The sequence below is a fragment of the Xenorhabdus lircayensis genome, assembly GCF_016306625.1.
Taxonomy (GTDB): Bacteria; Pseudomonadota; Gammaproteobacteria; order Enterobacterales; family Enterobacteriaceae; genus Xenorhabdus; species Xenorhabdus lircayensis.
In genome coordinates this window covers 19,396-41,637 of sequence record NZ_JACOII010000034.1, presented here as the reverse complement: position 1 = coordinate 41,637, position 22,242 = coordinate 19,396, and the positions used below count along the sequence as shown (strand labels likewise).

19 protein-coding genes are annotated in these 22,242 nt (G+C 46.6%); 9 read left to right on the top strand and 10 right to left on the bottom strand.

Features of this window, described 5'->3' with window-relative positions; all coding sequences use genetic code 11:
* Positions 1-106: 106 nt before the first annotated feature.
* The 6 genes from lptD to apaH all read left to right on the top strand — a co-directional run bounded on the left by lptD (position 107) and on the right by apaH (position 6,871).
* Positions 107-2,461, top strand: a complete 2,355-nt coding sequence (gene lptD, locus H8A87_RS09000; RefSeq protein ID WP_198689635.1) for an LPS assembly protein LptD — start codon at positions 107-109, stop codon at positions 2,459-2,461.
* Between the two features lie 64 nt (positions 2,462-2,525).
* Positions 2,526-3,830, top strand: coding sequence for a peptidylprolyl isomerase SurA (surA, locus tag H8A87_RS08995; protein ID WP_198689634.1), 1,305 nt, complete (start codon positions 2,526-2,528; stop codon positions 3,828-3,830).
* The gene (pdxA, locus tag H8A87_RS08990; protein ID WP_198689633.1) at positions 3,817-4,824 is read left to right on the top strand and encodes a 4-hydroxythreonine-4-phosphate dehydrogenase PdxA; all 1,008 of its coding nucleotides are present in this window, start codon (positions 3,817-3,819) and stop codon (positions 4,822-4,824) included. Before surA ends, pdxA begins: the two co-directional genes overlap by 14 nt.
* A complete protein-coding gene (gene rsmA / locus H8A87_RS08985) occupies positions 4,817-5,632 on the top strand; it encodes a 16S rRNA (adenine(1518)-N(6)/adenine(1519)-N(6))-dimethyltransferase RsmA (RefSeq protein WP_198689632.1) in 816 nt (271 codons plus the stop codon). The genes pdxA and rsmA overlap by 8 nt, the downstream gene beginning before the upstream one ends.
* Before the next feature lie 37 nt (positions 5,633-5,669).
* Positions 5,670-6,047, top strand: coding sequence for a Co2+/Mg2+ efflux protein ApaG (apaG, locus tag H8A87_RS08980; protein ID WP_198689631.1), 378 nt, complete (start codon positions 5,670-5,672; stop codon positions 6,045-6,047).
* Between the two features lie 2 nt (positions 6,048-6,049).
* Entirely contained in the window at positions 6,050-6,871 is an 822-nt protein-coding gene (apaH, locus tag H8A87_RS08975) for a bis(5'-nucleosyl)-tetraphosphatase (symmetrical) ApaH (RefSeq protein ID WP_198689630.1), read from the top strand.
* 106 nt (positions 6,872-6,977) lie between these two features.
* Here apaH and folA read toward each other — a convergent pair whose 3' ends face one another.
* The 8 genes from folA to nudF all read right to left on the bottom strand — a co-directional run bounded on the left by folA (position 6,978) and on the right by nudF (position 16,785).
* Positions 6,978-7,463 (bottom strand): type 3 dihydrofolate reductase, encoded by a 486-nt coding sequence (folA, locus tag H8A87_RS08970; protein WP_198689629.1) that lies wholly within the window; start codon positions 7,461-7,463, stop codon positions 6,978-6,980.
* A gap of 281 nt (positions 7,464-7,744) precedes the next feature.
* Positions 7,745-9,166 carry a cell division protein FtsP gene (gene ftsP, locus H8A87_RS08965; protein WP_198689628.1) on the bottom strand — a complete coding sequence of 474 codons (1,422 nt, stop codon included), beginning with the start codon at positions 9,164-9,166 and terminating at the stop codon, positions 7,745-7,747.
* Between the two features lie 287 nt (positions 9,167-9,453).
* Positions 9,454-10,185, bottom strand: coding sequence for a 1-acylglycerol-3-phosphate O-acyltransferase (locus H8A87_RS08960; protein WP_198689627.1), 732 nt, complete (start codon positions 10,183-10,185; stop codon positions 9,454-9,456).
* A 148-nt stretch (positions 10,186-10,333) separates the two neighbouring features.
* Positions 10,334-12,586, bottom strand: coding sequence for a DNA topoisomerase IV subunit A (gene parC / locus H8A87_RS08955; protein WP_198689626.1), 2,253 nt, complete (start codon positions 12,584-12,586; stop codon positions 10,334-10,336).
* A gap of 43 nt (positions 12,587-12,629) precedes the next feature.
* Positions 12,630-14,525, bottom strand: coding sequence for a DNA topoisomerase IV subunit B (gene parE, locus H8A87_RS08950; protein WP_198689625.1), 1,896 nt, complete (start codon positions 14,523-14,525; stop codon positions 12,630-12,632).
* Between the two features lie 73 nt (positions 14,526-14,598).
* The gene (gene yqiA, locus H8A87_RS08945) at positions 14,599-15,207 is read right to left on the bottom strand and encodes an esterase YqiA (protein WP_198689624.1); all 609 of its coding nucleotides are present in this window, start codon (positions 15,205-15,207) and stop codon (positions 14,599-14,601) included.
* Positions 15,207-16,046 (bottom strand): 3',5'-cyclic-AMP phosphodiesterase, encoded by an 840-nt coding sequence (gene cpdA, locus H8A87_RS08940; protein WP_198689623.1) that lies wholly within the window; start codon positions 16,044-16,046, stop codon positions 15,207-15,209. Before cpdA ends, yqiA begins: the two co-directional genes overlap by 1 nt.
* A 97-nt stretch (positions 16,047-16,143) precedes the next feature.
* Entirely contained in the window at positions 16,144-16,785 is a 642-nt protein-coding gene (nudF, locus tag H8A87_RS08935) for an ADP-ribose diphosphatase (protein WP_198689622.1), read from the bottom strand.
* 216 nt (positions 16,786-17,001) lie between these two features.
* On the opposite strand from nudF, the gene tolC reads away from it, so the two are divergent.
* From tolC to H8A87_RS08920, 3 genes are all read left to right on the top strand, one after another.
* Entirely contained in the window at positions 17,002-18,366 is a 1,365-nt protein-coding gene (gene tolC, locus H8A87_RS08930; RefSeq protein WP_198689746.1) for an outer membrane channel protein TolC, read from the top strand.
* A gap of 183 nt (positions 18,367-18,549) precedes the next feature.
* Positions 18,550-19,221 carry a DUF1190 family protein gene (locus H8A87_RS08925; RefSeq protein WP_198689745.1) on the top strand — a complete coding sequence of 224 codons (672 nt, stop codon included), beginning with the start codon at positions 18,550-18,552 and terminating at the stop codon, positions 19,219-19,221.
* A 5-nt stretch (positions 19,222-19,226) separates the two neighbouring features.
* Positions 19,227-20,387, top strand: a complete 1,161-nt coding sequence (locus H8A87_RS08920; RefSeq protein ID WP_198689621.1) for a glutathionylspermidine synthase family protein — start codon at positions 19,227-19,229, stop codon at positions 20,385-20,387.
* A 5-nt stretch (positions 20,388-20,392) separates the two neighbouring features.
* On the opposite strand, the gene ygiD is transcribed toward H8A87_RS08920, so the two are convergent.
* Both ygiD and ribB read right to left on the bottom strand, forming a co-directional pair.
* Positions 20,393-21,169, bottom strand: a complete 777-nt coding sequence (gene ygiD, locus H8A87_RS08915) for a 4,5-DOPA-extradiol-dioxygenase (RefSeq protein ID WP_198689620.1) — start codon at positions 21,167-21,169, stop codon at positions 20,393-20,395.
* A gap of 351 nt (positions 21,170-21,520) precedes the next feature.
* The gene (gene ribB / locus H8A87_RS08910; protein ID WP_198689619.1) at positions 21,521-22,174 is read right to left on the bottom strand and encodes a 3,4-dihydroxy-2-butanone-4-phosphate synthase; all 654 of its coding nucleotides are present in this window, start codon (positions 22,172-22,174) and stop codon (positions 21,521-21,523) included.
* Positions 22,175-22,242: the final 68 nt, after the last annotated feature.

Sequence of the window (22,242 nt, the reverse complement as noted above, 5' to 3'; positions counted from 1 at the left end):
AAGATTAGCAAAGTTAAACTTTACTCTGGCGCCTATATCTCAACTGCGTTAGTCTCTGAACATTTGCCGGCACGATGCCACTGATGACGGAACTGCATAAACATCTATGAATAAATGTTATCCCACTCTGCTGGCCACAATGGTATGGGCAGCACTTTACAGTCAGCAAGCACATGCTGACCTCGCAGCACAATGTATGCTGGGTGTCCCTGTCTATGATAAGCCGATTATCACAGGCGATCCCAATAACATGCCCATTAACATTAAGTCCGATGATACTCGCGGTGAATATCCCAATGCGGTTGATTTCATTGGTAATGTTGATATTCAACAGGGAAATAAAACGCTGACGGCCGATAAAGTACGGCTCGAACAAACACAGGATAAAGAACCCGTTCGCACCGTTACCGCAACAGGTAATGTCAGCTATGATGACCCCCAGATCATTTTGAAGGGGCCACGCGGCTGGTCTAACTTGAACAATAAAGATACAGACGTGGAACACGCCAAGTATCAGATGGTTGGCCGTCAAGGGCGCGGTAGCGCAGAAAAGATGATGCTACGTGATGAAAACCGCTATACCATTTTGGATAACGGGATTTTTACTTCCTGTTTGCCGGGTAATGATAGCTGGAGCGTTGTCGGTTCTGAAGTGATCCTCGACCGTGAAGAAGAAGTGGCTGAAATCTGGAACGCTCGTTTCCGAATTGCCAATGTGCCTGTGTTTTACAGCCCGTATTTGCAGTTACCGATTGGTGACAAACGCCGATCTGGTTTCTTGCTTCCGAATGCCAGTTTCTCCAATAAAGACGGCTTCCAATTCCTGCTGCCGTATTACTGGAACATTGCTCCCAATTATGATGCCACGATTACTCCGCATCTCATCACTATGCGCGGTTTTAAGCTGGATAATGAATTCCGCTATTTAACCAAAGCAGGTACGGGTACCGTTGCGCTGGATTGGATTGGTCATGATCGTCTGTATGAAGAGGATAAAAAACTCAACATCAGGCCTCAGCGGGATAGCAGCAACCGCTGGCTATTATACTGGAACCATAGCGGTGTCATGAATCAAGTTTGGCGTTTCAATGCCGATTATACTAAGGTCAGTGATCCGAACTATTTTACTGATTACACCTCCCAGTACGGATCCAGTACTGATGGCTACGCTACCCAGAAGTTCAGTATTGGCTATGCTCAACAGAACTGGAATGCGACTTTGTCAACCAAACAGTTCCAGATTTTTACCATGAGTGATAGCAGAAAAGCTTACCGAGCTGCGCCACAGTTGGATCTCAATTACTATAAAAATGATTTGGGGCCATTTGATTTTCATACTTATGTTCAAGTAGCTAAATTCACAAGTGTAGGCAACCAATGGCCAGATGCAACACGCTGGCATCTGGAACCTGCCATTAATCTGCCACTCTCCAATGGTTGGGCTAGCATCAATAATGAATTTAAATTGATGGCAACTCATTACCAACAGGATATTTCGGCTGAGGCAAAAAACAGAAACGCCTTATTGGAAAAATCAGTTAACCGTGTCCTGCCAGTGTTTAAGTCAGATGCGAAGATGGTGTTTGAACGCGCCATGTATTTTAATCAGGATTACACCCAGACACTGGAACCTCGCGTTCAATATCTCTATGTGCCTTATAAGAATCAAAATAACATTAACAACTTTGATTCTTCCCTGCTGCAAGCAGACTATACTGGCCTGTTCCGTGACCGCTTCTACAGTGGCCTAGACCGCATTTCATCAGCCAATCAGTTTACTACCGGTGTTACCACCCGCATTTATGATGAAGATTTAGTTGAACGTTTTAGTCTGTCTGTAGGTCAAATCTACTACTTTGAGCGTCCACGTACCGAAGATACCGCGCCTAATTCAGGTGGTAAAGATATCATCAGAAACAAAAAGGGAACGGGCGCCACAACATGGGCTGGGGATGCCCACTGGAGAGTCAATGATTCCTGGGGTCTCAAAGGCGGGCTGCAATATGATAACCGCTTAGGCAGCTTAACCATGGGCAATGCAGTAGTGGAATATCGTCGTGATGCTGACCGCATGTTGCAACTAAGCTATCGCTTTGTTGACCGCGATTATATTCAGGCCACGATCAAAGAAGGCGCACCAGCCTATCAGCAGGGTATTTCGCAGGTCGGTATGGTAGCCAGCTGGCCGTTAACTGATCGCTGGGCGTTTGTAGGCGCGTATTACTACGATACCAAAGAAGAACAGCCGGCAAGCCAGATGGTTGGTCTGCAATACAACACTTGCTGCTGGGCAGTCAATGTGGGCTATGAACGCAAGATCGTCGACTGGAAGTTCAGCAGCAGTCAGTATGACAACAAATGGTCATTCAATGTTGAACTTCGTGGCTTAAGTAACAATCACAGTTTGGGTAGTCAGAAAATGCTACAGCACGGTATTCTTCCATACCAGCGCGCATTCTGATACCGATAAACGCAATGTAAACACAATAACCCCGCCAAGGCGGGATTGATATGATGGGAAATGTATGAAGAACTGGAGATCGCTCATTCTCGGATTGATGTTTTCAGTAAGCACTGTCGCAATGGCTGCTCCACAAGAGCTCAATAAGGTGGCTGCCGTTGTTAACAATGATGTCGTACTGGAAAGTGACGTCAACAGCCTCTTACAATCCGTTAAACTCAATGCAAAACATGCAGACCAGCAGATACCGGATGAGAAAGCATTGCGTCACCAGATCCTTGAGCGCCTGATTATGGATGACATTATTCTGCAAATGGCAAAACGGATGCAGATTACTATCCCCGATCAAACCGTGGATTCTGCGATCACAAATATTGCAGCACAAAACCACCTGAACCTTGCCCAGTTGAAACAGAATCTGACAGCTGATGGTATTAGTTTTGATACCTATCGCAATCAGATCCGCAAGGAAATGACGATCGCGGAAGTCCGTAATAATGAAGTACGCCGCCGCATCACTATCCTGCCACAAGAAGTTGATTCACTGGCTAATCAAATCGGCAGCCAGAATAGTCAGGATACGGAATTGAATATCAGCCATATCCTGATCCCTCTGCCAGAAAATCCAAATCAGGCTCAGGTAGAAAAAGCTGAAACAACGGTCAGAAAGATCTTATCTGAACTCAATAATGGCGTAGATTTCGGTAAACTAGCCATCACCTATTCTGGTGATACCCAAGCCCTGAAAGGCGGCAATATGGGCTGGAGCAAACTCCAGGAATTGCCATCCCTGTTTGCTGAACAACTCAAGTCTGCGCACAAAGGACAAATTATTGGCCCAATCCGCTCCGGTGTTGGTTTTCACATTCTGAAAGTCAATGATATCCGTGGTGATCATATGCCAATTGCGGTCACTGAAGTGAATGCCCGTCATATCCTGCTGAAAACATCACCCGTTATGAACGACGATCAAGCTCGCGGTGAGTTGATGAAGTTGAGGGAAGAGATCTTAAGTGGCAAAACCACATTTGAAGAAGCAGCGAAAGAGCATTCTGAAGATCCTAGTTCAGCCATGCGCGGTGGCGAATTGGGCTGGAACTTGCCGAGTGCGTATGACCCTGCTTTCCGTGATGCGTTGACGAAGCTGCAAAAAGGCGAGCTCAGCCAGCCTGTTCACTCTTCTTTCGGCTGGCACTTAATCCAACTGCTTGATAGCCGCAAAGTCGATAGAACGGATGCAGCCCAGAAAGATCGTGCCTACCGTCTGCTGTTCAACCGTAAATTCAATGAAGAGGCACAAAGCTGGATACAGGAATTACGCGCCTCCGCTTATGTGAAAATTTCAGATGGTAGCGATGCACAACAATAAACCCATCATTATCACCCCCGGCGAACCAGCCGGGGTTGGTCCTGATTTAGTCATTGCCCTCGCCCAAAAAGAGTGGCCTATCCAATTGGTTGTCTGTGCTGATCCAGAGCTGATGCTCTCCCGAGCCAAACAACTGAATTTGCCCCTGCAACTACAAATTTATTCCCCTGAACACACTTCTTTATCACAAATGGCTTCATCACAAGCAGCCGGAACCCTGACTATCCTGCCCGTTTATCTCCAATCCCCAGCCATTGTGGGGGAATTGAACCGAAAAAACGGTACTTATGTCACGGAAACATTGGCAAAAGCCTGCGATGGTTGCCTGAACGGGGAGTTTTCTGCACTGGTGACAGGCCCTGTACATAAGGGCATCATTAATGATGCAGGCGTACCTTTTACCGGACATACTGAGTTTTTTGCTGACCACTGCCAATGTGCAAGAGTCGTCATGATGTTGGCAACAGAAGAACTACGGGTAGCGCTGGTAACGACGCACCTGCCGATTCTGGATGTTCCCAAGGCGATTACGTTTGATTCTCTGCGGGAAGTTGTCACCATTCTCAACCATGACCTAAAAACCAAATTCGGTATCCACCGTCCCCACATCTATGTTTGCGGCCTAAATCCCCATGCTGGTGAAGGGGGGCATATGGGGCATGAAGAGATAGATGTGATCATTCCGGCATTAGACAGCCTGAGAGCAGAAGGTATGTGGTTGGAAGGCCCATTGCCCGCTGATACACTATTTCAGCCAAAATATTTGGATAATGCCGATGCCGTGCTTTCTATGTATCACGATCAGGGGCTACCCGTGTTAAAATACCAAGGTTTTGGCAGGGCCGTGAATATTACTCTGGGCCTGCCATTTATCCGGACTTCTGTCGATCATGGCACAGCTCTCGAGCTGGCAGGGACAGGTCAAGCTGATGTGGGTAGTTTTATCACCGCATTAAATCTAGCAATTAAAATGATACAAAACAGTAATGAATAACAAAGTCCATCAAGGGCATTATGCCCGTAAACGTTTCGGGCAAAACTTTTTAACCGATCAGTTTATTATTGGTAGCATTGTCGATGCAATGAATCCACAAGTTGGTCAAGCCGTCGTGGAAATTGGCCCAGGTTTGGGTGCACTAACTGAACCTGTTGGTGAGCGCATGGATAAAATGACTGTCGTCGAACTTGACCGCGATCTGGCGGCTCGCCTGCATGTCCATCCGAAACTGAAAGATAAGCTAACTATTATTCAGCAAGATGCGATGACGGTTGATTTTGGCCAGATTGCCAAAGAGCGTGGGCAGTCCCTGCGTGTATTTGGTAATTTACCTTATAACATTTCCACTCCGTTGATGTTCCATCTTTTCAGCTATACTGATGCTATCGCTGATATGAGCTTCATGTTGCAAAAAGAAGTGGTTAATCGCCTTGTTGCAGGGCCTGGCAGTAAAGCCTTCGGGCGTTTAAGTGTGATGGCTCAATACTACTGTCAGGTAATCCCTGTTCTTGAAGTACCGCCTACGGCATTTACGCCGGCACCAAAAGTGGACTCCGCCATTGTGCGCTTGATCCCGCACAAAATTATGCCTTATCCGGTTCAGGACATTCGTATGTTAGCCCGGATTACCACTCAGGCATTTAACCAACGGAGAAAAACTATCCGCAACAGCCTTGGAAATATTTTTTCCACTGAGCAGTTATCTGAGCTGGGCGTTGACTCAAGCACACGGGCTGAAAACATTTCTGTCGAGCAATACTGTAAAATGGCAAACTGGTTATCGTCTCAGCTTGAAACTGCCTGAAACCAATAAACCGCCATTGCAGTAACAGGAGGCACCTATGCTCAATGAACCAAGAATTTATATTCAAGTACAAAGTGCTTACGTAGAAAGTCAATCACAACCGGAACAACAGCGTTTTGTGTTTGCTTATACAATATCAATTCGCAATCTTGGGCATTTTACCGTGCAACTTATTAGCCGGTACTGGCGCATAACCAACAGTGATGGTCGCAAAACCGAAACTCAGGGTGAAGGGGTTGTGGGAAAGCAACCTTTGATCCCATCGGGAACAGAGTATAGCTACAACAGTGGAGTGATTCTGGAAACCCCTCTGGGCACTATGGAAGGCCACTATGAAATGATTGACCTCGATGGTCGTCCGTTTCGTGTCGCCATTCCCGTGTTCCGGCTGGCTATTCCAACACTGATAAATTAACTATGGCTACATATCTTATCGGCGATATTCACGGCTGTTATCGTGAATTACGCGCCTTATTAGAACAAGTCGATTTTCATCCTAGTGAAGATACTTTATGGCTAACAGGCGATCTGGTTGCCCGTGGCCCTGATTCATTGGCAGTACTTCGTTATATCAAGCAACTCGGCTCTGCGGTTAAACTTGTGTTGGGTAATCACGATCTGCACCTGTTGGCTGTTTACGCCAAAATCAGCCGTAATAAGCCGAAAGATTTGCTGGATGAATTACTCACAGCACCAGATATTGATGAATTGATAAATTGGCTGAGAAAGCAGCCAATGTTACAGATTGATGATAAATTGAAACTGGCCATGGCACATGCAGGGCTTACTCCACAATGGAATTTGGAAACGGCCAAAACCTGTGCCCGTGAAGTGGAAGCTATTCTTCGCAGTGACAGTTATCCTCTGTTTCTCAATGAAATGTATGGGGATATGCCAAATAGCTGGGCACCGGAGTTACGTGGTCTTGCTCGGTTACGTTACAGTACCAATGCACTGACTCGGATGCGTTATTGTTTCCCAAATGGTCAGTTGGATATGATGTGTAAATCTAAGCCCGAAAATGCCCCAGCCCCGCTGAAACCCTGGTTCGAATTACCACGCAATATTCCTGAAGACTATTCCATTGTATTTGGTCACTGGGCTGCGCTGGAAGGTCAAGGAGCACCTGATAGCATTTATGCTCTGGATACGGGCTGTTGTTGGGGAGGTAAATTGACAATGCTTCGTTGGGAAGATAAACAGTATTTCAGTCAGGCTTCATTGCTCAAAAAATCGTAAGCCTGAACCTGTGACGCCGGAGTGCCTTTAAGCACTCCACCGTGAAGGGCACCCTATACTTAAAAGACGCCCCACACCTAAAAGACGCTCCGCACGTAAAACTTGATTACTCTCGGCGCTCTAGGATTTCAAAACAATAGCTATGTGAATTGTTTTCATCTGCATCGTGATATTTGGTAAAGACTGAATTCCACTCATCAGGTTCATAATCAGGGAAATGCGTGTCACCAATCACTTCTGCATCGATGTGAGTAAGGTACATGCGATTGGCCAGAGGAATAAACTGCTCATAAATCTTTCCTCCCCCCATCACCATAACTTCTTCAACATCGCCAGCCGCAGCCAACGCAGCTTCAATAGAGCTTACCCAAGTAACCTGATCATCACTCGCAGGTTGCCTGCTGATCACGATATTCAGGCGTCCCGGCAAAGGACGGCCAATCGACTCATAAGTAACCCGCCCCATCACAACTGGCTTTCCGAGTGTATTGCGTTTAAACCAGGCTAAATCACCTGACAGAGTCCACGGCATGGCGTTTTCCATACCAATAACTCGATCCATAGCCATCGCAGCAATCAAGCTGATATTCATTAAATCACCTTACAGGCAGTAGTATGAAAATTTGGAACACTATACGGAAAGGGCTACTCTCAGTCGATAAGATTAGCAATTTATTCAGGACAAAAAGTTAGTTTGCACACTAATTGTTAAACAATCTATTGTTTAATCTTCCCATTATTTAACAAATAAACCCCAAAATAGCAGCTCCATTCAATCTAACAGGGCATTCAATGCTGATGCTCATGCCCATTTCTGAGCATGCAACCTTGCGATACTATTAGACAAAACAAAAACAGTAACAGGGTTTTCGTTTAGAAGCCGGCAGGATTGACAATCAACTGCCCAGCAACCCCACGATCCGCCATTTCCAATATCTGGCTGTAATACATGAAGGGGAAATGCTCATAAGATGGCTGCATCATATTCACCAGTAATTCTGCCCGGCCATCAATCCAAACAGTATCTTTCCAACCATAATCCTGTGGTTCTGGACGATTGCCATTAAGGCTGATGACTTTAAATCTTACCCCTTCAATATGGAAAGGTTGAGGTATTGATGTTGTGACTATCCAGCGTTCCCATGCTCCTTGCTGGCTAGTGATGTCAACTCGATACTCATTCAGCAATGAGCCATTAATCCCTTGCGAATCATCCCCTAACACAAGCTGGCGGCTTCGAATGGAGGAATTGACTTGTGTATTATCAACCACGAGTTGAGAGGGTGATTGATCCGTCACCAAAGAGAGCAAGCCACTGGCTTTAAGCGTCAATACCGTGGTTGACAACAATTTGGTTGAAGGCTCAAATAACCCTTTCAGGCGATCCATCACGCTTGCGGATTCCCCCGCAGTAATGGTCACACTTTCCACTTTCGACATATCAACCAAGACTTCACGGCGTTCACCCGGTGCCAGTGGCAGTTGCTGTACTGCCACAGGAGCAGGCAGCAATCCTTGATCAGTACCAATGATGTAAAAAGGGCGCCCATCACTAAGCTCCAATTGATATCGCCGGGCATTAGAGGCATTCAGTAAACGCAGTCTGACCCAACCTCTGGCAACTTCAACAAAAGGATTTTCGACACCATTCACGACCAAGGTATCTCCAAGGAAACCTTGATTAGCGGGCGGGTTATATTGCGGTACACCAAAGTTATCCAGCCGCTTATCCTGCAAAATAACAGGGAAATCATCGATACCATAATGTTTAGGCAAAGGTAAATTACGGCTGTTGTCATCTTCCACCAGCCACATTCCGGCCAAACCAGCATAAATATGCTGTGCCATTCGGTTTGGCGTATTGGCATGATACCAACAGGTCGTTGCAGGCTGATCTATAGGGATAACGGGCGACCAACTTTTACCCGGCAACATTAAGCGTGTTGAGCCTCCCATCAAAGTTCCGGGCACCAGCAAACCACCTACCGTCATTGAAACCGGTTCAGACAGACGATTGCTATATATCAGTTTGACATCATCTCCTCGACGAACCCGAATAGTTGGCCCTAAATAATGTCCATTGATGCCCCAGACTTGAACCTTATTCTGACCATTAAATGACCAACTGGCTTTTTGTACGGCTAAGAATAGAGGTTGTCCGCCTCGGGATTCCAGTAAGGGAGGAAGCGGCAATTTCGTTTGTTGATTTTTATTGGCTCGAACCGCAAAAGGAAGTGCCCCTAAACACATTGCCAAACCAGATGCCTGAATAAATTGGCGCCGACTTAGTGACATACTTTCTCCACAGTAGGAATAGTCTCCACAACAGGAATAGCCTCCACGACAAGAATAGCAATCCCTCAATGATTGTTTTAGATAATTACTGGGATGAATACCCCGATATTGTGGCTATCAGGATTTATTATTCTATCGATTGCGTTTAATAAAAACATTAACTCATTAAACGCAATCATATCGCGGATAGGGGATAAATTCTAAAACTATCTTAAATTTATAGCTAGAATTCATCCAAAGAGTGGGAGAACATATTTGACGATTTCGGTTAGTTTACCGTCATTCAATTATCTTCGCTTATTAAGTTCTTCGACTTCTTTATCCAATTCTTCAATTCTAGCTTGCATCATTTGCTGACAGTATTCTGCCAGTTCACGAACCTGCTCTTTGGTGTATTTCGTGGTATCAATTGGCGGCAACATTTCAACAATAACGGCGCCATTATTCCAGCGATTCAGTTTTATTTTATCGTGTGTTGAAGAAACACAAACGGGCACGATAGGCACGCCTGCGGCAATAGCTGCATGAAAAGCACCCGTTTTAAAGGGTAATAATCCACGACCACGGCTACGAGTACCTTCTGGAAACATCCAGACTGAAATTTGATGTTTTTTGATCTGATCAACAACCTGTGAAATTGTGCCGTGTGCTTTTGTCCGGTTTGCCCTGTCGATCAGAATGTTACCCGTCAGCCAATAAATTTGACCAAAGAAGGGAATAAAAACCAAACTTTTCTTGCCCACGGTTACTGTACGTGGCTGCACCGCATTTGACATGGTAACCATGTCGTAATTATTTTGATGATTGCCAATATAGATACTAGGCCCATATTCCCGGGCGTCTACTGGAGTACGTACCAACAGATTAATACCAAAAACCTGATGTAATTTGCCAAACGCATGACCGAACGTCATAACGTGACGTGGATTCCGCGGGCTGAATAAACAGTAGATACAACCGAAGACAAAGATCAGGATGGTAAATAGAATAACAATAATTCCACGAATGATTGCTAGCATAGTTGCCTCTTGCAAAGCGGGCCAGTATCACACTGACCCGCAATTATGATTTATACCTTTTATCTTTCAAGTTGCAGCTTGGTTGGCTGCAACTTGAAGCCTATAGATATATGCTGTTATCGCCTCAATTTGTTGGTATTACCTCAACTTATTGTTTAGGCATCTCCACGACAACACGTTCAACACGCTGTAATCCACGAGGCAGCGAGGTGCCCTTGCGTCCCCTCTCAGCTCTGAATTTCTGTAAGTCCTCTGGATGAAACTGTAGCTTGCGCTTACCAAAGTAGAGCGTGATTGAGGATTGTGGAGACAGTACCAGCAGCCAACTCAGCATATCTTCCCCTGATGCGGCCTGTGCTGCTGGGATAGAGACAATTTTGTTGCCCTTGCCTTTCGAAAGCTGCGGAAGGTCAGCCACTGGGAACATTAACATGCGACCCGCTTTGGTAATCGCCAGTAGCATATCATCCTGTTCGTTGTTGATCTCCAATGGCAGCATCACCTTGGCATTTTCAGGCAAAGTAATCAAAGCCTTGCCCGCACGATTCTTGGCAATCAGGTCACTGAAAGTACAGATAAAACCATAACCCGCGTCTGATGACATCAAGAACTTCTGTTCTTCTTTCGCCATCAGAAGATGCTCAACCGATGCCCCAGCCGGCAACGCAAGTTTACCTGTCAGCGGTTCCCCCTGCCCTCTGGCAGAGGGCAAATCTAACGAATCGATGGAGTAACTACGTCCTGTGGTATCAATAAAGACCACTGGCTGATTGCTCTTGCCGCGTGCTGCGCTGCGGAAGCTATCACCTGACTTGTAATTCAGGCCCGTTGGATCAATTTCATGCCCTTTCGCACTGCGCACCCAGCCCATTTCTGACATGACAACCGTAATTGGCTCAGACGGCAGAATGTCATGATCGGTCATGGCCTTAGCTTCCATGCGCTCTTTCAACGGAGAGCGACGAGCATCACCATAGCTTTCCGCATCGGCAATAATCTCTTTTTTCAGCAAAGTATTTAATTTACGCTCAGAACCCAGAATCGCCTGAAGTTTGTCTCGCTCTTTCGCCAGTTCATCTTGTTCGCCACGGATTTTGACTTCTTCCAGTTTCGCCAAGTGACGCAATTTCAGTTCCAGAACTGCTTCGGCCTGCGTTTCAGTTAATCCAAAACGCTGCATCAGCACTGGCTTTGGTTCATCTTCATTGCGAATAATTTGGATCACTTCGTCAATGTTGAGATACGCCGTCAGTAAACCGTCCAAGATGTGCAGACGCTTAAGGACTTTTTCCAGGCGGTAATTCAAGCGGTTGCGCACAGTTTCACGACGGAAAACCAGCCATTCACTGAGGATTTCAACCAGACCTTTAACCGCTGGGCGGTTATCCAAACCGATCATGTTGAGGTTAACGCGATAGCTTTTTTCCAGATCAGTGGTCACAAACAGGTGATTCATCACTTGTTCAACATCCACGCGGTTAGTCCGTGGAACAATCACCAAGCGGGTTGGATTTTCGTGATCGGATTCATCACGCAGATCCTCTACCATCGGCAGCTTCTTCGCCCGCATTTGGCTGGCGATTTGCTCCAAGATTTTCGCTCCGGATACTTGGTGCGGCAGGGCAGTAATAATAACGTTGCCCTCTTCTTTCGACCATATCGCACGCATACGCACCGAACCACGGCCATTTTTGTAGATCTTGCGGATATCTTCTTTTGACGTGATGATCTCGGCTTCTGTTGGATAATCCGGCCCCTTGACATATTCCATCGCCTCATCAAGCGACAAGTCTGGCTTATCCAGCATGGCAATCAACGCACTTGCCACTTCGCGGGCGTTATGTGGAGGAATGTCAGTCGACATACCAACGGCAATGCCAGTCGTGCCATTCAGCAGAATGTTAGGCAGGCGTGCAGGCAGCATTTTCGGCTCCTGCAATGTGCCATCAAAGTTTGGCACCCAATCCACTGTGCCTTGCCCCAATTCACTCAGCAGCAATTCGGCATATTTGGACAAACGGGATTCGGTATAACGCATCGCCGCAAAGGATTTTGGATCATCCGGTGCGCCCCAGTTACCTTGGCCATCCACCAGCGGATAACGGTATGAGAAAGGCTGGGCCATCAAAACCATGGCTTCATAACAGGCCCCATCACCGTGCGGATGGTATTTACCAAGAACGTCACCCACAGTACGGGCGGATTTTTTGAATTTGGCACTGTTGTGCAGACTCAGCTCCGACATCGCATAGACAATACGGCGCTGAACAGGTTTTAAACCATCCCCGATAAAAGGCAGCGCCCTGTCCATGATGACGTACATGGAGTAATTCAAATAGGCGTTTTCAGTGAACGTGTGAAGCGGCTGGCGCTCCACACCATCGTGAGTTATCTCACTCATGTATTTATTTCCTCGAAATCTATGGGGTATTGACTACCGTGCTCTATACTTCAATGTCGATGGAATTACCCTTCTCTTGCAGCCAGTTACGGCGATCTTCTGAACGTTTCTTCGCCAGAAGCATATCCATGACTGAGAGGGTTTCCTGATAATTATCATCGTCAATAGTCAATTGCACCAGACGGCGAGTGTTGGGGTCTAATGTGGTTTCGCGCAACTGTATTGGGTTCATTTCACCCAAGCCTTTAAAGCGCTGGACATTAGGTTTACCCCGCTTGCGGCTCAAGCGATCCAGTATGGCGCTCTTTTCCCCTTCATCCAGCGCATAATGCACTTCTTTGCCGAGGTCGATTCGATACAACGGCGGCATTGCCATATAGACATGCCCGCGTTTTACCAGTGTCGGGAAGTGGCGGACAAACAGGGCGCACAGCAGCGTTGCAATATGCAGTCCATCGGAATCCGCGTCCGCCAGTATGCAGATTTTACCGTAGCGAAGCTGGCTGAGATCGTCGCTATCAGGATCGATACCAATCGCGACAGAGATATCATGCACTTCCTGCGAAGCCAGCACCTCATCCGAAGAGACTTCCCATGTGTTCAGGATTTTTCCACGCAGTGGCATGATCGCCTGAAATTCACGGTCACGGGCTTGTTTAGCAGAACCACCAGCCGAGTCCCCTTCCACCAGAAACAGTTCAGTGACATTGAGATCCTGTACAGTACAGTCTGCCAATTTTCCCGGCAGCGCAGGGCCGTTGGTCAACTTTTTACGTACCACTTTCTTCGCGGCGCGCATTCTGCGTTGAGCACTGGCAATCGCCATTTCAGCGAGTTGTTCCGCATCTTGAATGTGCTGGTTCAACCACAGGCTGAAGGCATCTTTCACTACGCCAGCAACAAAGGCCGCAGACTGGCGCGAAGAGAGACGTTCTTTAGTCTGTCCGGCAAATTGTGGGTCTTGCATTTTGAGTGATAACACGTAAGCACAGCGATCCCAGATATCATCGGCAGAGAGTTTGACCCCACGCGGCAATATGTTGCGGAATTCACAGAATTCACGCATGGCATCCAACAATCCTTGGCGCAAGCCATTAACGTGGGTTCCGCCCTGCACAGTCGGGATCAGGTTAACATAACTTTCTGCTAGTAATTCCCCACCTTCAGGTAGCCAGAGCAATGTCCAGTCAACGGCTTCGGTATCTCCGCTAAGTGTCCCTACAAATGGCGCTTGTGGCAGTGTTACCAGCCCGTTGACGGCTTCCAGCAGATAATCTGTCAGCCCGTCGGCATAACACCATTTCTGCTCGGTATCATTCAGTTTGTCCTTAAAGACGATTTCAACGCCCGGACACAATACCGCCTTGGCTTTCAGCAAATGGGTCAAGCGAGTAACAGAAAAACGGGGAATATCGAAATAGCTTTCATCTGGCCAAAAATGGACGCTCGTTCCGGTGTTGCGCTTACCACAACTGCCGATAATTTCTAGCTCTTGTACTTTTTCGCCATTTTCAAAGGCGATCAGATGAACTTGGCTGTTACGGCGAACCGTGACCTCCACTCGTTTGGAGAGGGCGTTGACCACAGAGATCCCAACACCATGCAAGCCCCCAGAAAATTGGTAATTTTTATTGGAGAATTTCCCGCCTGCATGCAGGCGGGTCAGGATCAATTCAACAGCAGAAACTTTTTCTTCAGGATGGATATCAACCGGCATACCACGGCCATCATCTATCACTTCCAGAGACTGATCGCTGTGAAGGATCACTTCAATATGCTTCGCGTGACCAGCCAGAGCTTCGTCCACACTGTTATCGATCACTTCCTGTGCCAAATGGTTCGGGCGGACTGTATCAGTATACATTCCGGGACGACGACGAACTGGCTCCAGGCCACTGAGGACTTCAATGGCCTCTGCGTTGTAACTAGATTGAGTCATGTTGTAATTCTGTCGGTTGCTTCGTTATTAGAGGGCCAATCAGTATTGATATACTGTTGATAATACCAGTCGCTTACCTATTTTTGGCAATTTTTTTACTATTGCCACAGGTTAGCCCCAAGAAATTGATGATTTGAGGGAAATAATATTCGAAACCAACAAACGCATGATTCCCACCAGATTCGACCGTTTGCCGGCACTGCATCAGGTAAGCAACGGCTTGACGGTAATCGAGCACTTCATCCCCTGTTTGCTGCAATAACCAGATAAGATCAGGCGATTCCAGCGGGTCGATGTGCATCACTTTGAGATCATGTATGTGGCTTTGTTCAAGAGTATACCGCTCTTCGGTATAGGGATTCACGTTTTCCCCAAGATAATTCTGAAGCAAGTCAAATGGACGTACTGCAGGATTGACGACCACGGCAGGTAATCCAAAACACTGGGAAAGCCAGATAGCCAGATAACCGCCAAGGGAAGAACCAACCAGCCCGATGTTCTCACCGGCGCGCTCCATTACCAGTTCTTCCAATAAGATGGCCGCATCTTCAGGATAATGTGGTAATTGCGGCACCAGCATGTCAATTTCAGGATGCTGCTGATGCAACCACGTTTTCAGCATATTCGCTTTCGCTGATTGGGGCGAACTATTGAAACCATGTAAATAAAGTAACGTTGACATTAATACCCGTCCGAATCTAAATCCGGGCAAAATTCGTTACTCTTAAGCCTGTGAACCTGCGATTGCAGCCTCACTTCCTCGCTGCCAGCCACAGACAGTTCGAGATAACGCCATCCCGGAGCCACTGTATCAAGCATAAAATTAGTACAATGTGGCTTAAATTGCACACAGGTTGATGGCGTAGCCATAACACGAATACCATTCCACACTTCATCAACCTCTTGGTGGATGTGCCCACACAGTATAGCTTTCACCTGTGTTTTGTCTTTTAAAAATTCTGATAACGCGGGGGCGTTGCGTAAACTGTGCTGATCCAACCATGTGCACCCAGACGGCACAGGATGATGGTGAAGCATAATAAGCGCATCACGATCACTGTGCTCATCCAAACATTTTTTCATCCATTCAAGCTGATAATCCGTCAATTCACCATGAGGAACGCCCTGCACCTGACTATCCAGCATAATCAATTGCCAATGCTGCCCGATGAATACCTGCTTAGAAGGTGAAATCCCTGCGGCCGCCAACGTATCAACCATCGCTGGCTGATAATCGTGATTACCGGGCAACCAAACACAGGGCGCAGGCAAACGGGCAATGCCCTCAGCAAAATGCTGATAGGCATTGATCGTTTGATCCTGTACCAAATCCCCTGTCGCAACGATCAAATCAATATCGAGATTCTGCTCAAGGATCATGTCCAGTACAGCATGATAACTGCGGTAGGTATTGATGCCCAGCAGTGAATCGCCTTTATTGGCGAAAAGGTGCGTATCAGTGATTTGCAGTATTCTGGCTGTGGCGCCTTCTGCCACAGGTACTTCAAGCAGGCGTTCCAAATGGTTTCCTTTTCCTGTCGATCATGAGAATTATTCTAACGTGTCTTTGTGCAGAAGATCTGCTTACTGGGGCACACTTCCCGTTTTCCAGCACAAATTAGGAGTTATTACCCAACCACTCTTTCTTAATTTTTTCATGGTGCAATGCCAGCCACTGTATTGCAATAACCGAAGCCGCATTATCGATAACGCCCTCTTCTACCCACTGGTAGGCTTGCTCGCGGCTGACCACCAGAACGCGAATATCTTCATGTTCTCCTTCCAGACCATGAACGCCTGACGCGGTGGAAGCATCCACTTCACCGACAAAGATATCCATGCGTTCTGTCGTGCCGCCGGGGCTGGAGAGATAACTCAACGCAGGCTGACAGCGTTTAACCTCAATACCTGCCTCTTCCACTGCCTCACGACGAACCACCTGTTCAACTTCTTCGCCTTCTTCGATCATGCCGGCGATCACTTCCAGCAGCCACGGTGTATTACTGGTTTCAATCGCCGGGATACGGATTTGTTCAATCAAAACCACCTCATCGCGTACCGGATCATAAGGCAACAGAACACCGGCATTACCGCGTTCAAAAACCTCACGTTTAATTGTTTCACTCCAGCCGCCTCGGAACAGACGATGCTTGAATTGATACTCCGTCATTTTGAAAAAACCGCGATAGAGTGTTTTTCGGGAAATCACTTCAACATCTTGTTTCGTAAAAGTGCGTGGTAAGGCAAGATTTTTACTCATAAAACCCTCTAATTATTTTTTTAATAATCTATTATTAAAATGTATTTTTCTGCATTGATCTAAATAAATTCATTCAGATGATACAAACAAGCTGAAAAATGAGGCAATATGGCACAAACAGCCACCCTACCCTGCTGGCATTCTCTGCTAGAATCGGTGGTATTGGTTTTTATGCAGGGGCAACTTAAGCAAAATAGCTGCACACAAGGAACGCAAATGAAAAAATTGCTCTCTCTTTTTATCGCTATGAATCTGGTAGGTTTTAGTACTTCGAGCCATGCAGCAGATTTGTTACAGATTTATCAGCAGGCGAAAGAAACAAACCCCGAATTGCTTAAGGCACAAGCTGATCGCAATTCGGTTGTTGAAAAGATTAATGAAGCCCGCAGTTCGTTGCTGCCTCAATTGGGACTGAGTGCCAGTGCTAATTATGGCAAAGGCTTTCGCGACAGCAGAAATACAGAATCTCATGGTACAGATGCCAGTCTGAAACTAACCCAGACCATCTTTGATATGGCGAAATGGAACCGACTGAATCAATCTGAAAAGAGTGCTGGTATCGCCGATATCAATTACCAAACAGCCCAACAAAAATTAATTCTGGACACCGCCCAAGCCTATTTTGACGTCCTGAATAAAATTGATACCCTGACGTTTACCGAAGCCCAGAAAGCCTCACTGTACCGCCAGTTGGATCAAACTACCCAACGCTTTAATGTAGGTCTGGTTGCCATTACCGACGTACAGAATGCCCGCGCCCAATATGATTCCGTTCTGGCACAAGAAGTTTCCAATCGTAACGATCTGGAAAATACGTTGGAAAAACTGCGCTTGATCACAGGAATCTACTATCCGCAACTGGCCGCATTGAATATTGATCAATTCAAGACCAAACAACCTGAGCCAGCTAATACGGTACTGAAAGAAGCTGAAACCCGTAACCTAAGCCTGCTGTCAGCCCGCTTAACACAGGATCTAAAACGCGAGCAGATCAAAGAATCACAGACAGGCTATATGCCAATCGTTGATTTAGCCGCAAGCACAGGAATCAATAACAGCCATACACGCGGCGTTCAGCAAGAAGATCGCTACACCGGAGGTAATTCCGTTCAATTATCCTTAATCTTGCCTCTGTTTAGTGGCGGTGCTACCTATTCTCAAGTAGAACAGGCAAAATATAATTTCGTCAGCGCCAGTCAGGACTTGGAAAACACCTATCGCAAGCTGATACAAGAAGTGCATTCCACCGCCAATAACATTTCTGCTGCTGTCAGTAGTGTTGAGGCCAACAAACAGGCCGTACTCTCCACCCAAAGTTCATTGGACTCAATGGAAGCCGGTTATCAGGTGGGAACCCGTACCATCGTTGATGTGCTGGACGCAACAACGAAGCTGTATCAAGCCAAGCAGAATCTGTCTAAAGCACGCTATGATTATTTGCTTTCCCAATTACAGAACGAGCAAGCTCGCGGCACCCTGAACGAGAACGATTTGATAGCATTGAACAAGATGTTAGGCACACAAATCTCAACTTCGGCCAGCAATATTATTAAAGAGATGAAAACCCCATCAATTCGCTGATTTAATGCACTATCGTTCCCGATTAAAAAACGTTATATTAAAAACGCTATACTAATAACGAAAGCAGCCCGCCGATTGTGTGGGCTGTTTTTTAAGCATATCCCTGAGAGCCAATCCCATTGGGTACCGTGAATGGGATACGCTCTTAATCAGATACCTTCAAGATGGATGCTCCCTATGACAATGAAACGGACAAAAGAGATAAACCGCGATTCTTTCCGCAAAACGTGGCGAAGCTATCGTCTGGCACCAGTAGCGCTCGCTATCAGTGCTGTTTTCATGCTATCTGCCTGTGAACAGAACGATGAAACGGTATCACTCTATACGAATGCTGATGAGTGCTCCCAGGCGAATCCTTCTCAAAGCGAGCAATGCAAAACCGCTTACAACAATGCCCTGAAAGAAGCGGAAAAAACTGCACCGAAATATGCCTCTCGCGAAGAGTGTGTTGCTGAGTTTGGTGAACAACAATGTACTCAAGCACCTGCTCAGGCGGGAGTTGGTCAGGCTCAGGCACAAAACAGTAGCGGTAGCTTCTGGATGCCTTTGATGGCGGGTTACATGATGGGACGTTTGATGGGTGGCAGTTCTGCACCATCACAACCGCTGTTCACATCAAAATCAGCCTCCAGCCCAGCTAATGGCAAGTTTGTTGATGCGACAGGTAAAAACTATGGCCCAGCCACCGCTGGTGGTCGCAGCATGACAGTACCAAAAACTGCCATGGCACCAAAACCTGCGACCACCAGCACCATTACCCGTGGCGGGTTCGGTGATTCCGTAGCGAAGCAATCGACCATGCAGCGTTCGTCTACCAGCTCAAGTTCTAATTCTTCCCGCTCTATGGGTGGTTAATCAAAGTGAAACGCATTGGAATTACCGAGCGCCCAGATTGGCGCGAAAAAGCAGCAGAATATGGTTTCAATTTTCACACCATGTATGATCAGCCTTACTGGAGTGAAGAGGCTTATTATCAGTTCACACTGAGTCAGATTGAAGAAATTGAAGATGCGACGGCAGAATTGCACCAAATGTGTTTGCAGGTTGTGGAAAAAGTAGTCAATAGCGAAGAGTTGCTGACAAAATTCCAGTTCCCAAAACATTGCTGGGAGTTTATCCGCTCTTCATGGGTAACCAGCCAACCTTCGCTCTATTCCCGCTTAGATTTGGCCTATGATGGCAAAAATCCTCCCAAGTTGCTGGAAAACAACGCCGATACTCCAACGTCCCTGTATGAATCGGCCTTCTTTCAGTGGATTTGGCTGGAGGATCAGGTTAACGCGGGCAATCTGCCATCACATGCAGATCAGTTTAACAGTCTGCAAGAAAAGCTGATTGAGCGTTTTGTTCAGTTACGTGAAAAGCATGGATTCGGCCTGCTGCATATGGCTTGTTGTCAGGATACTGAAGAAGATCGTGGCACCATCCAATATTTGCAGGATTGTGCTGCGGAAGCTGATATTCCAACTGAGTTCCTGTTTATTGAGGATATCGGGCTGGGTGAAAAAGGGCAGTTTACTGACTTGCAGGATCAAGTGATCGGCAATCTGTTTAAACTGTATCCGTGGGAATTTATGCTGCGCGAGATGTTCTCTACCAAACTGGCCGATGCGGGTGTTCGTTGGCTGGAACCCGCATGGAAAAGCATTATCTCCAACAAGGCTCTGCTGCCGATGCTGTGGCAGATGTTCCCGAATCATCCTAATCTGCTGCCCGCTTATTTTGCGGATGAACGCCCTTCAGACATGGATAGCTATGTCATTAAGCCACTGTTCTCCCGTGAAGGTGCCAATATTCGCATCATTGAAAATGGCCGGGAAGTCGCTAGTGCCGAAGGCCCTTATGGGGAAGAAGGCATGATCGTCCAACAATTCCATGCACTGCCAAAATTTGGCGATAGCTATGTGTTGGTCGGTAGCTGGCTGGTCGATGATCAACCTGCGGGTATCTGTATCCGTGAAGATCGTGAGTTGATTACCCAAGATCTGTCACGTTTCTACCCGCATATTATTTTGGATTGATTCACTCAACCAAGCTGAATCGATAACATACTCAAGGAGCCGTCTTCAATACCCTCAACAGGGGTTGAAATCGGCTCTTTTTTATTCCATGTGCCCATCACATACAGCAACGGTAGGAAATGCTCTGGCGTTGGGTTAGACAATTGACCATCTTCTCTATCCAAAGCATTAAACAAAGGATGAGGCTCCTCAAGGCTGGTTAAACTTTCGCGTACAAACTGTTCGAAAGATAGTGCCCATGGAAAAGGTTCTGCCCCCAATTTTTCGGCTGGCAGGTTGTGTACGACATTTCCACTTCCCAGGATTAAGACACCTTCATCCCGCAGTAAAGCTAATTTTTTACCTATTTCATAATGAAAAGAAGCAGGTTGATTGCGATCCATGTTCAGTTGGATAACTGGAATATCTGCATCGGGATACATTTTTGCCAATATTCCCCAAGACCCATGATCCAATCCCCAATGTTCAAAATCAGTCTCGACCTCAATCGGCTCAAGAATATCCTGCACCAATACAGCCAGCTCAGGAAATCCCTTAGCTGGATACTGTTTTTCATGCAGTTCTCGGGGAAAGTTACCAAAATCGTGGATAGTTCTGGGCTGTGCCATCGCTGTCACTGTTGTACCATTCGTGTACCAGTGTGCAGAAATCACAAGAATCGCCCTTGGTCTAGGCAATTTGCTCCCCAGTTCAAACCAAGCACGTGAGTAGTAGTTATCTTCAATGGCATTCATTGGACTACCATGACCAATGAATAAAGCAGGCATTCTCAGGAGACTCATTCTCGCCCCTTATTACAGCAAATTAAACATTTCGAATAATGACTTGTGAATTATGATAAAAAAATCATGACAAGATTAAGACTTTTCTTCCTTGAATATAGCCAATCAAAAATGATGGAGTGCTTCAAAAATACTGAAAGGCCACAGGGTGTGGGCTGTAGCCTCTCAAACGTACATGCAATATATCTCCCCATCTTTCAAGCTACTGTGCTGGCCGCACTGCAACCTGAAATCCGTTGAGTATAACCGATATATTCTATCCCGAACTGTTTTCTATACAAGCCTCATAAAACAATACCAATTAGGAGCTATTTCAATAGTCACCTTAAGATAGCCTGATGGGATTGACTATCAACTAGCTGCTTTTGCTATTTTCAGGCGATAGTTCACCAAATCTTCAATAGTGACGACCGGCATATCATACTGTTTTGCGAATTCAATCACTTCAGGCGCGCGAGCCATTGAGCCATCGTCATTCGTCAATTCACACAGCACTCCCGCAGGCTTGAAACCGGCCATTTTAACCAAATCAATGGTCGCTTCGGTATGACCGCGGCGAGTCAAAACCCCTCCCGGTTGGGCGCGCAGAGGAAAAACATGCCCAGGCCGATTTAGATCGTTTGGCTGTGCATCATCTGCAATGGCGGCTTGGATCGTAGTGATGCGATCCGCCGCAGACACGCCGGTTGTTACACCCTGTGCAGCTTCAATGGTAACGGTGAAAGCCGTCTGGTACTGACTGGAGTTGTTTTCAACCATCATGGGCAATGTTAGCTGCTGACGACGTTCTTCAGTCAGGCAAAGACAAACAATTCCACTACCATGACGGATGGTCAATGCCATTTGTTCTACAGTCATCGTTTCAGCAACGAAAATCATGTCACCTTCATTTTCACGATTTTCGTCATCCAGTACCATCACGCCCTGACCCGCACGCAAAGCAGCAAGCGCACGTTCAACACGTTCAAATGGCGTCCCATATGAGGAAAGTAGCGTCTGATTCATGGTAAAGAAACCTCTTTAAATGTATGGATTACCAGAATCAGGGCAATTTTGAGGAGTTTGTGCTGCAT

What these genes read in the sequence shown, in the direction of transcription:
- ygiD (WP_198689620.1), bottom strand. Translation starts at nt 21,169, where the DNA reads ATGAGTCTCCTGAGAATGCCTGCTTTATTCATTGGTCATGGTAGTCCA.
- parE (WP_198689625.1), bottom strand. Translation starts at nt 14,525, where the DNA reads ATGACTCAATCTAGTTACAACGCAGAGGCCATTGAAGTCCTCAGTGGC.
- rsmA (WP_198689632.1), top strand. Translation starts at nt 4,817, where the DNA reads ATGAATAACAAAGTCCATCAAGGGCATTATGCCCGTAAACGTTTCGGG.
- ftsP (WP_198689628.1), bottom strand. Translation starts at nt 9,166, where the DNA reads ATGTCACTAAGTCGGCGCCAATTTATTCAGGCATCTGGTTTGGCAATG.
- nudF (WP_198689622.1), bottom strand. Translation starts at nt 16,785, where the DNA reads ATGAGTAAAAATCTTGCCTTACCACGCACTTTTACGAAACAAGATGTT.
- folA (WP_198689629.1), bottom strand. Translation starts at nt 7,463, where the DNA reads ATGAATATCAGCTTGATTGCTGCGATGGCTATGGATCGAGTTATTGGT.
- tolC (WP_198689746.1), top strand. Translation starts at nt 17,002, where the DNA reads ATGAAAAAATTGCTCTCTCTTTTTATCGCTATGAATCTGGTAGGTTTT.
- surA (WP_198689634.1), top strand. Translation starts at nt 2,526, where the DNA reads ATGAAGAACTGGAGATCGCTCATTCTCGGATTGATGTTTTCAGTAAGC.
- lptD (WP_198689635.1), top strand. Translation starts at nt 107, where the DNA reads ATGAATAAATGTTATCCCACTCTGCTGGCCACAATGGTATGGGCAGCA.
- parC (WP_198689626.1), bottom strand. Translation starts at nt 12,586, where the DNA reads ATGAGTGAGATAACTCACGATGGTGTGGAGCGCCAGCCGCTTCACACG.
- H8A87_RS08925 (WP_198689745.1), top strand. Translation starts at nt 18,550, where the DNA reads ATGAAACGGACAAAAGAGATAAACCGCGATTCTTTCCGCAAAACGTGG.
- pdxA (WP_198689633.1), top strand. Translation starts at nt 3,817, where the DNA reads ATGCACAACAATAAACCCATCATTATCACCCCCGGCGAACCAGCCGGG.
- yqiA (WP_198689624.1), bottom strand. Translation starts at nt 15,207, where the DNA reads ATGTCAACGTTACTTTATTTACATGGTTTCAATAGTTCGCCCCAATCA.
- ribB (WP_198689619.1), bottom strand. Translation starts at nt 22,174, where the DNA reads ATGAATCAGACGCTACTTTCCTCATATGGGACGCCATTTGAACGTGTT.
- apaH (WP_198689630.1), top strand. Translation starts at nt 6,050, where the DNA reads ATGGCTACATATCTTATCGGCGATATTCACGGCTGTTATCGTGAATTA.
- apaG (WP_198689631.1), top strand. Translation starts at nt 5,670, where the DNA reads ATGCTCAATGAACCAAGAATTTATATTCAAGTACAAAGTGCTTACGTA.
- H8A87_RS08960 (WP_198689627.1), bottom strand. Translation starts at nt 10,185, where the DNA reads ATGCTAGCAATCATTCGTGGAATTATTGTTATTCTATTTACCATCCTG.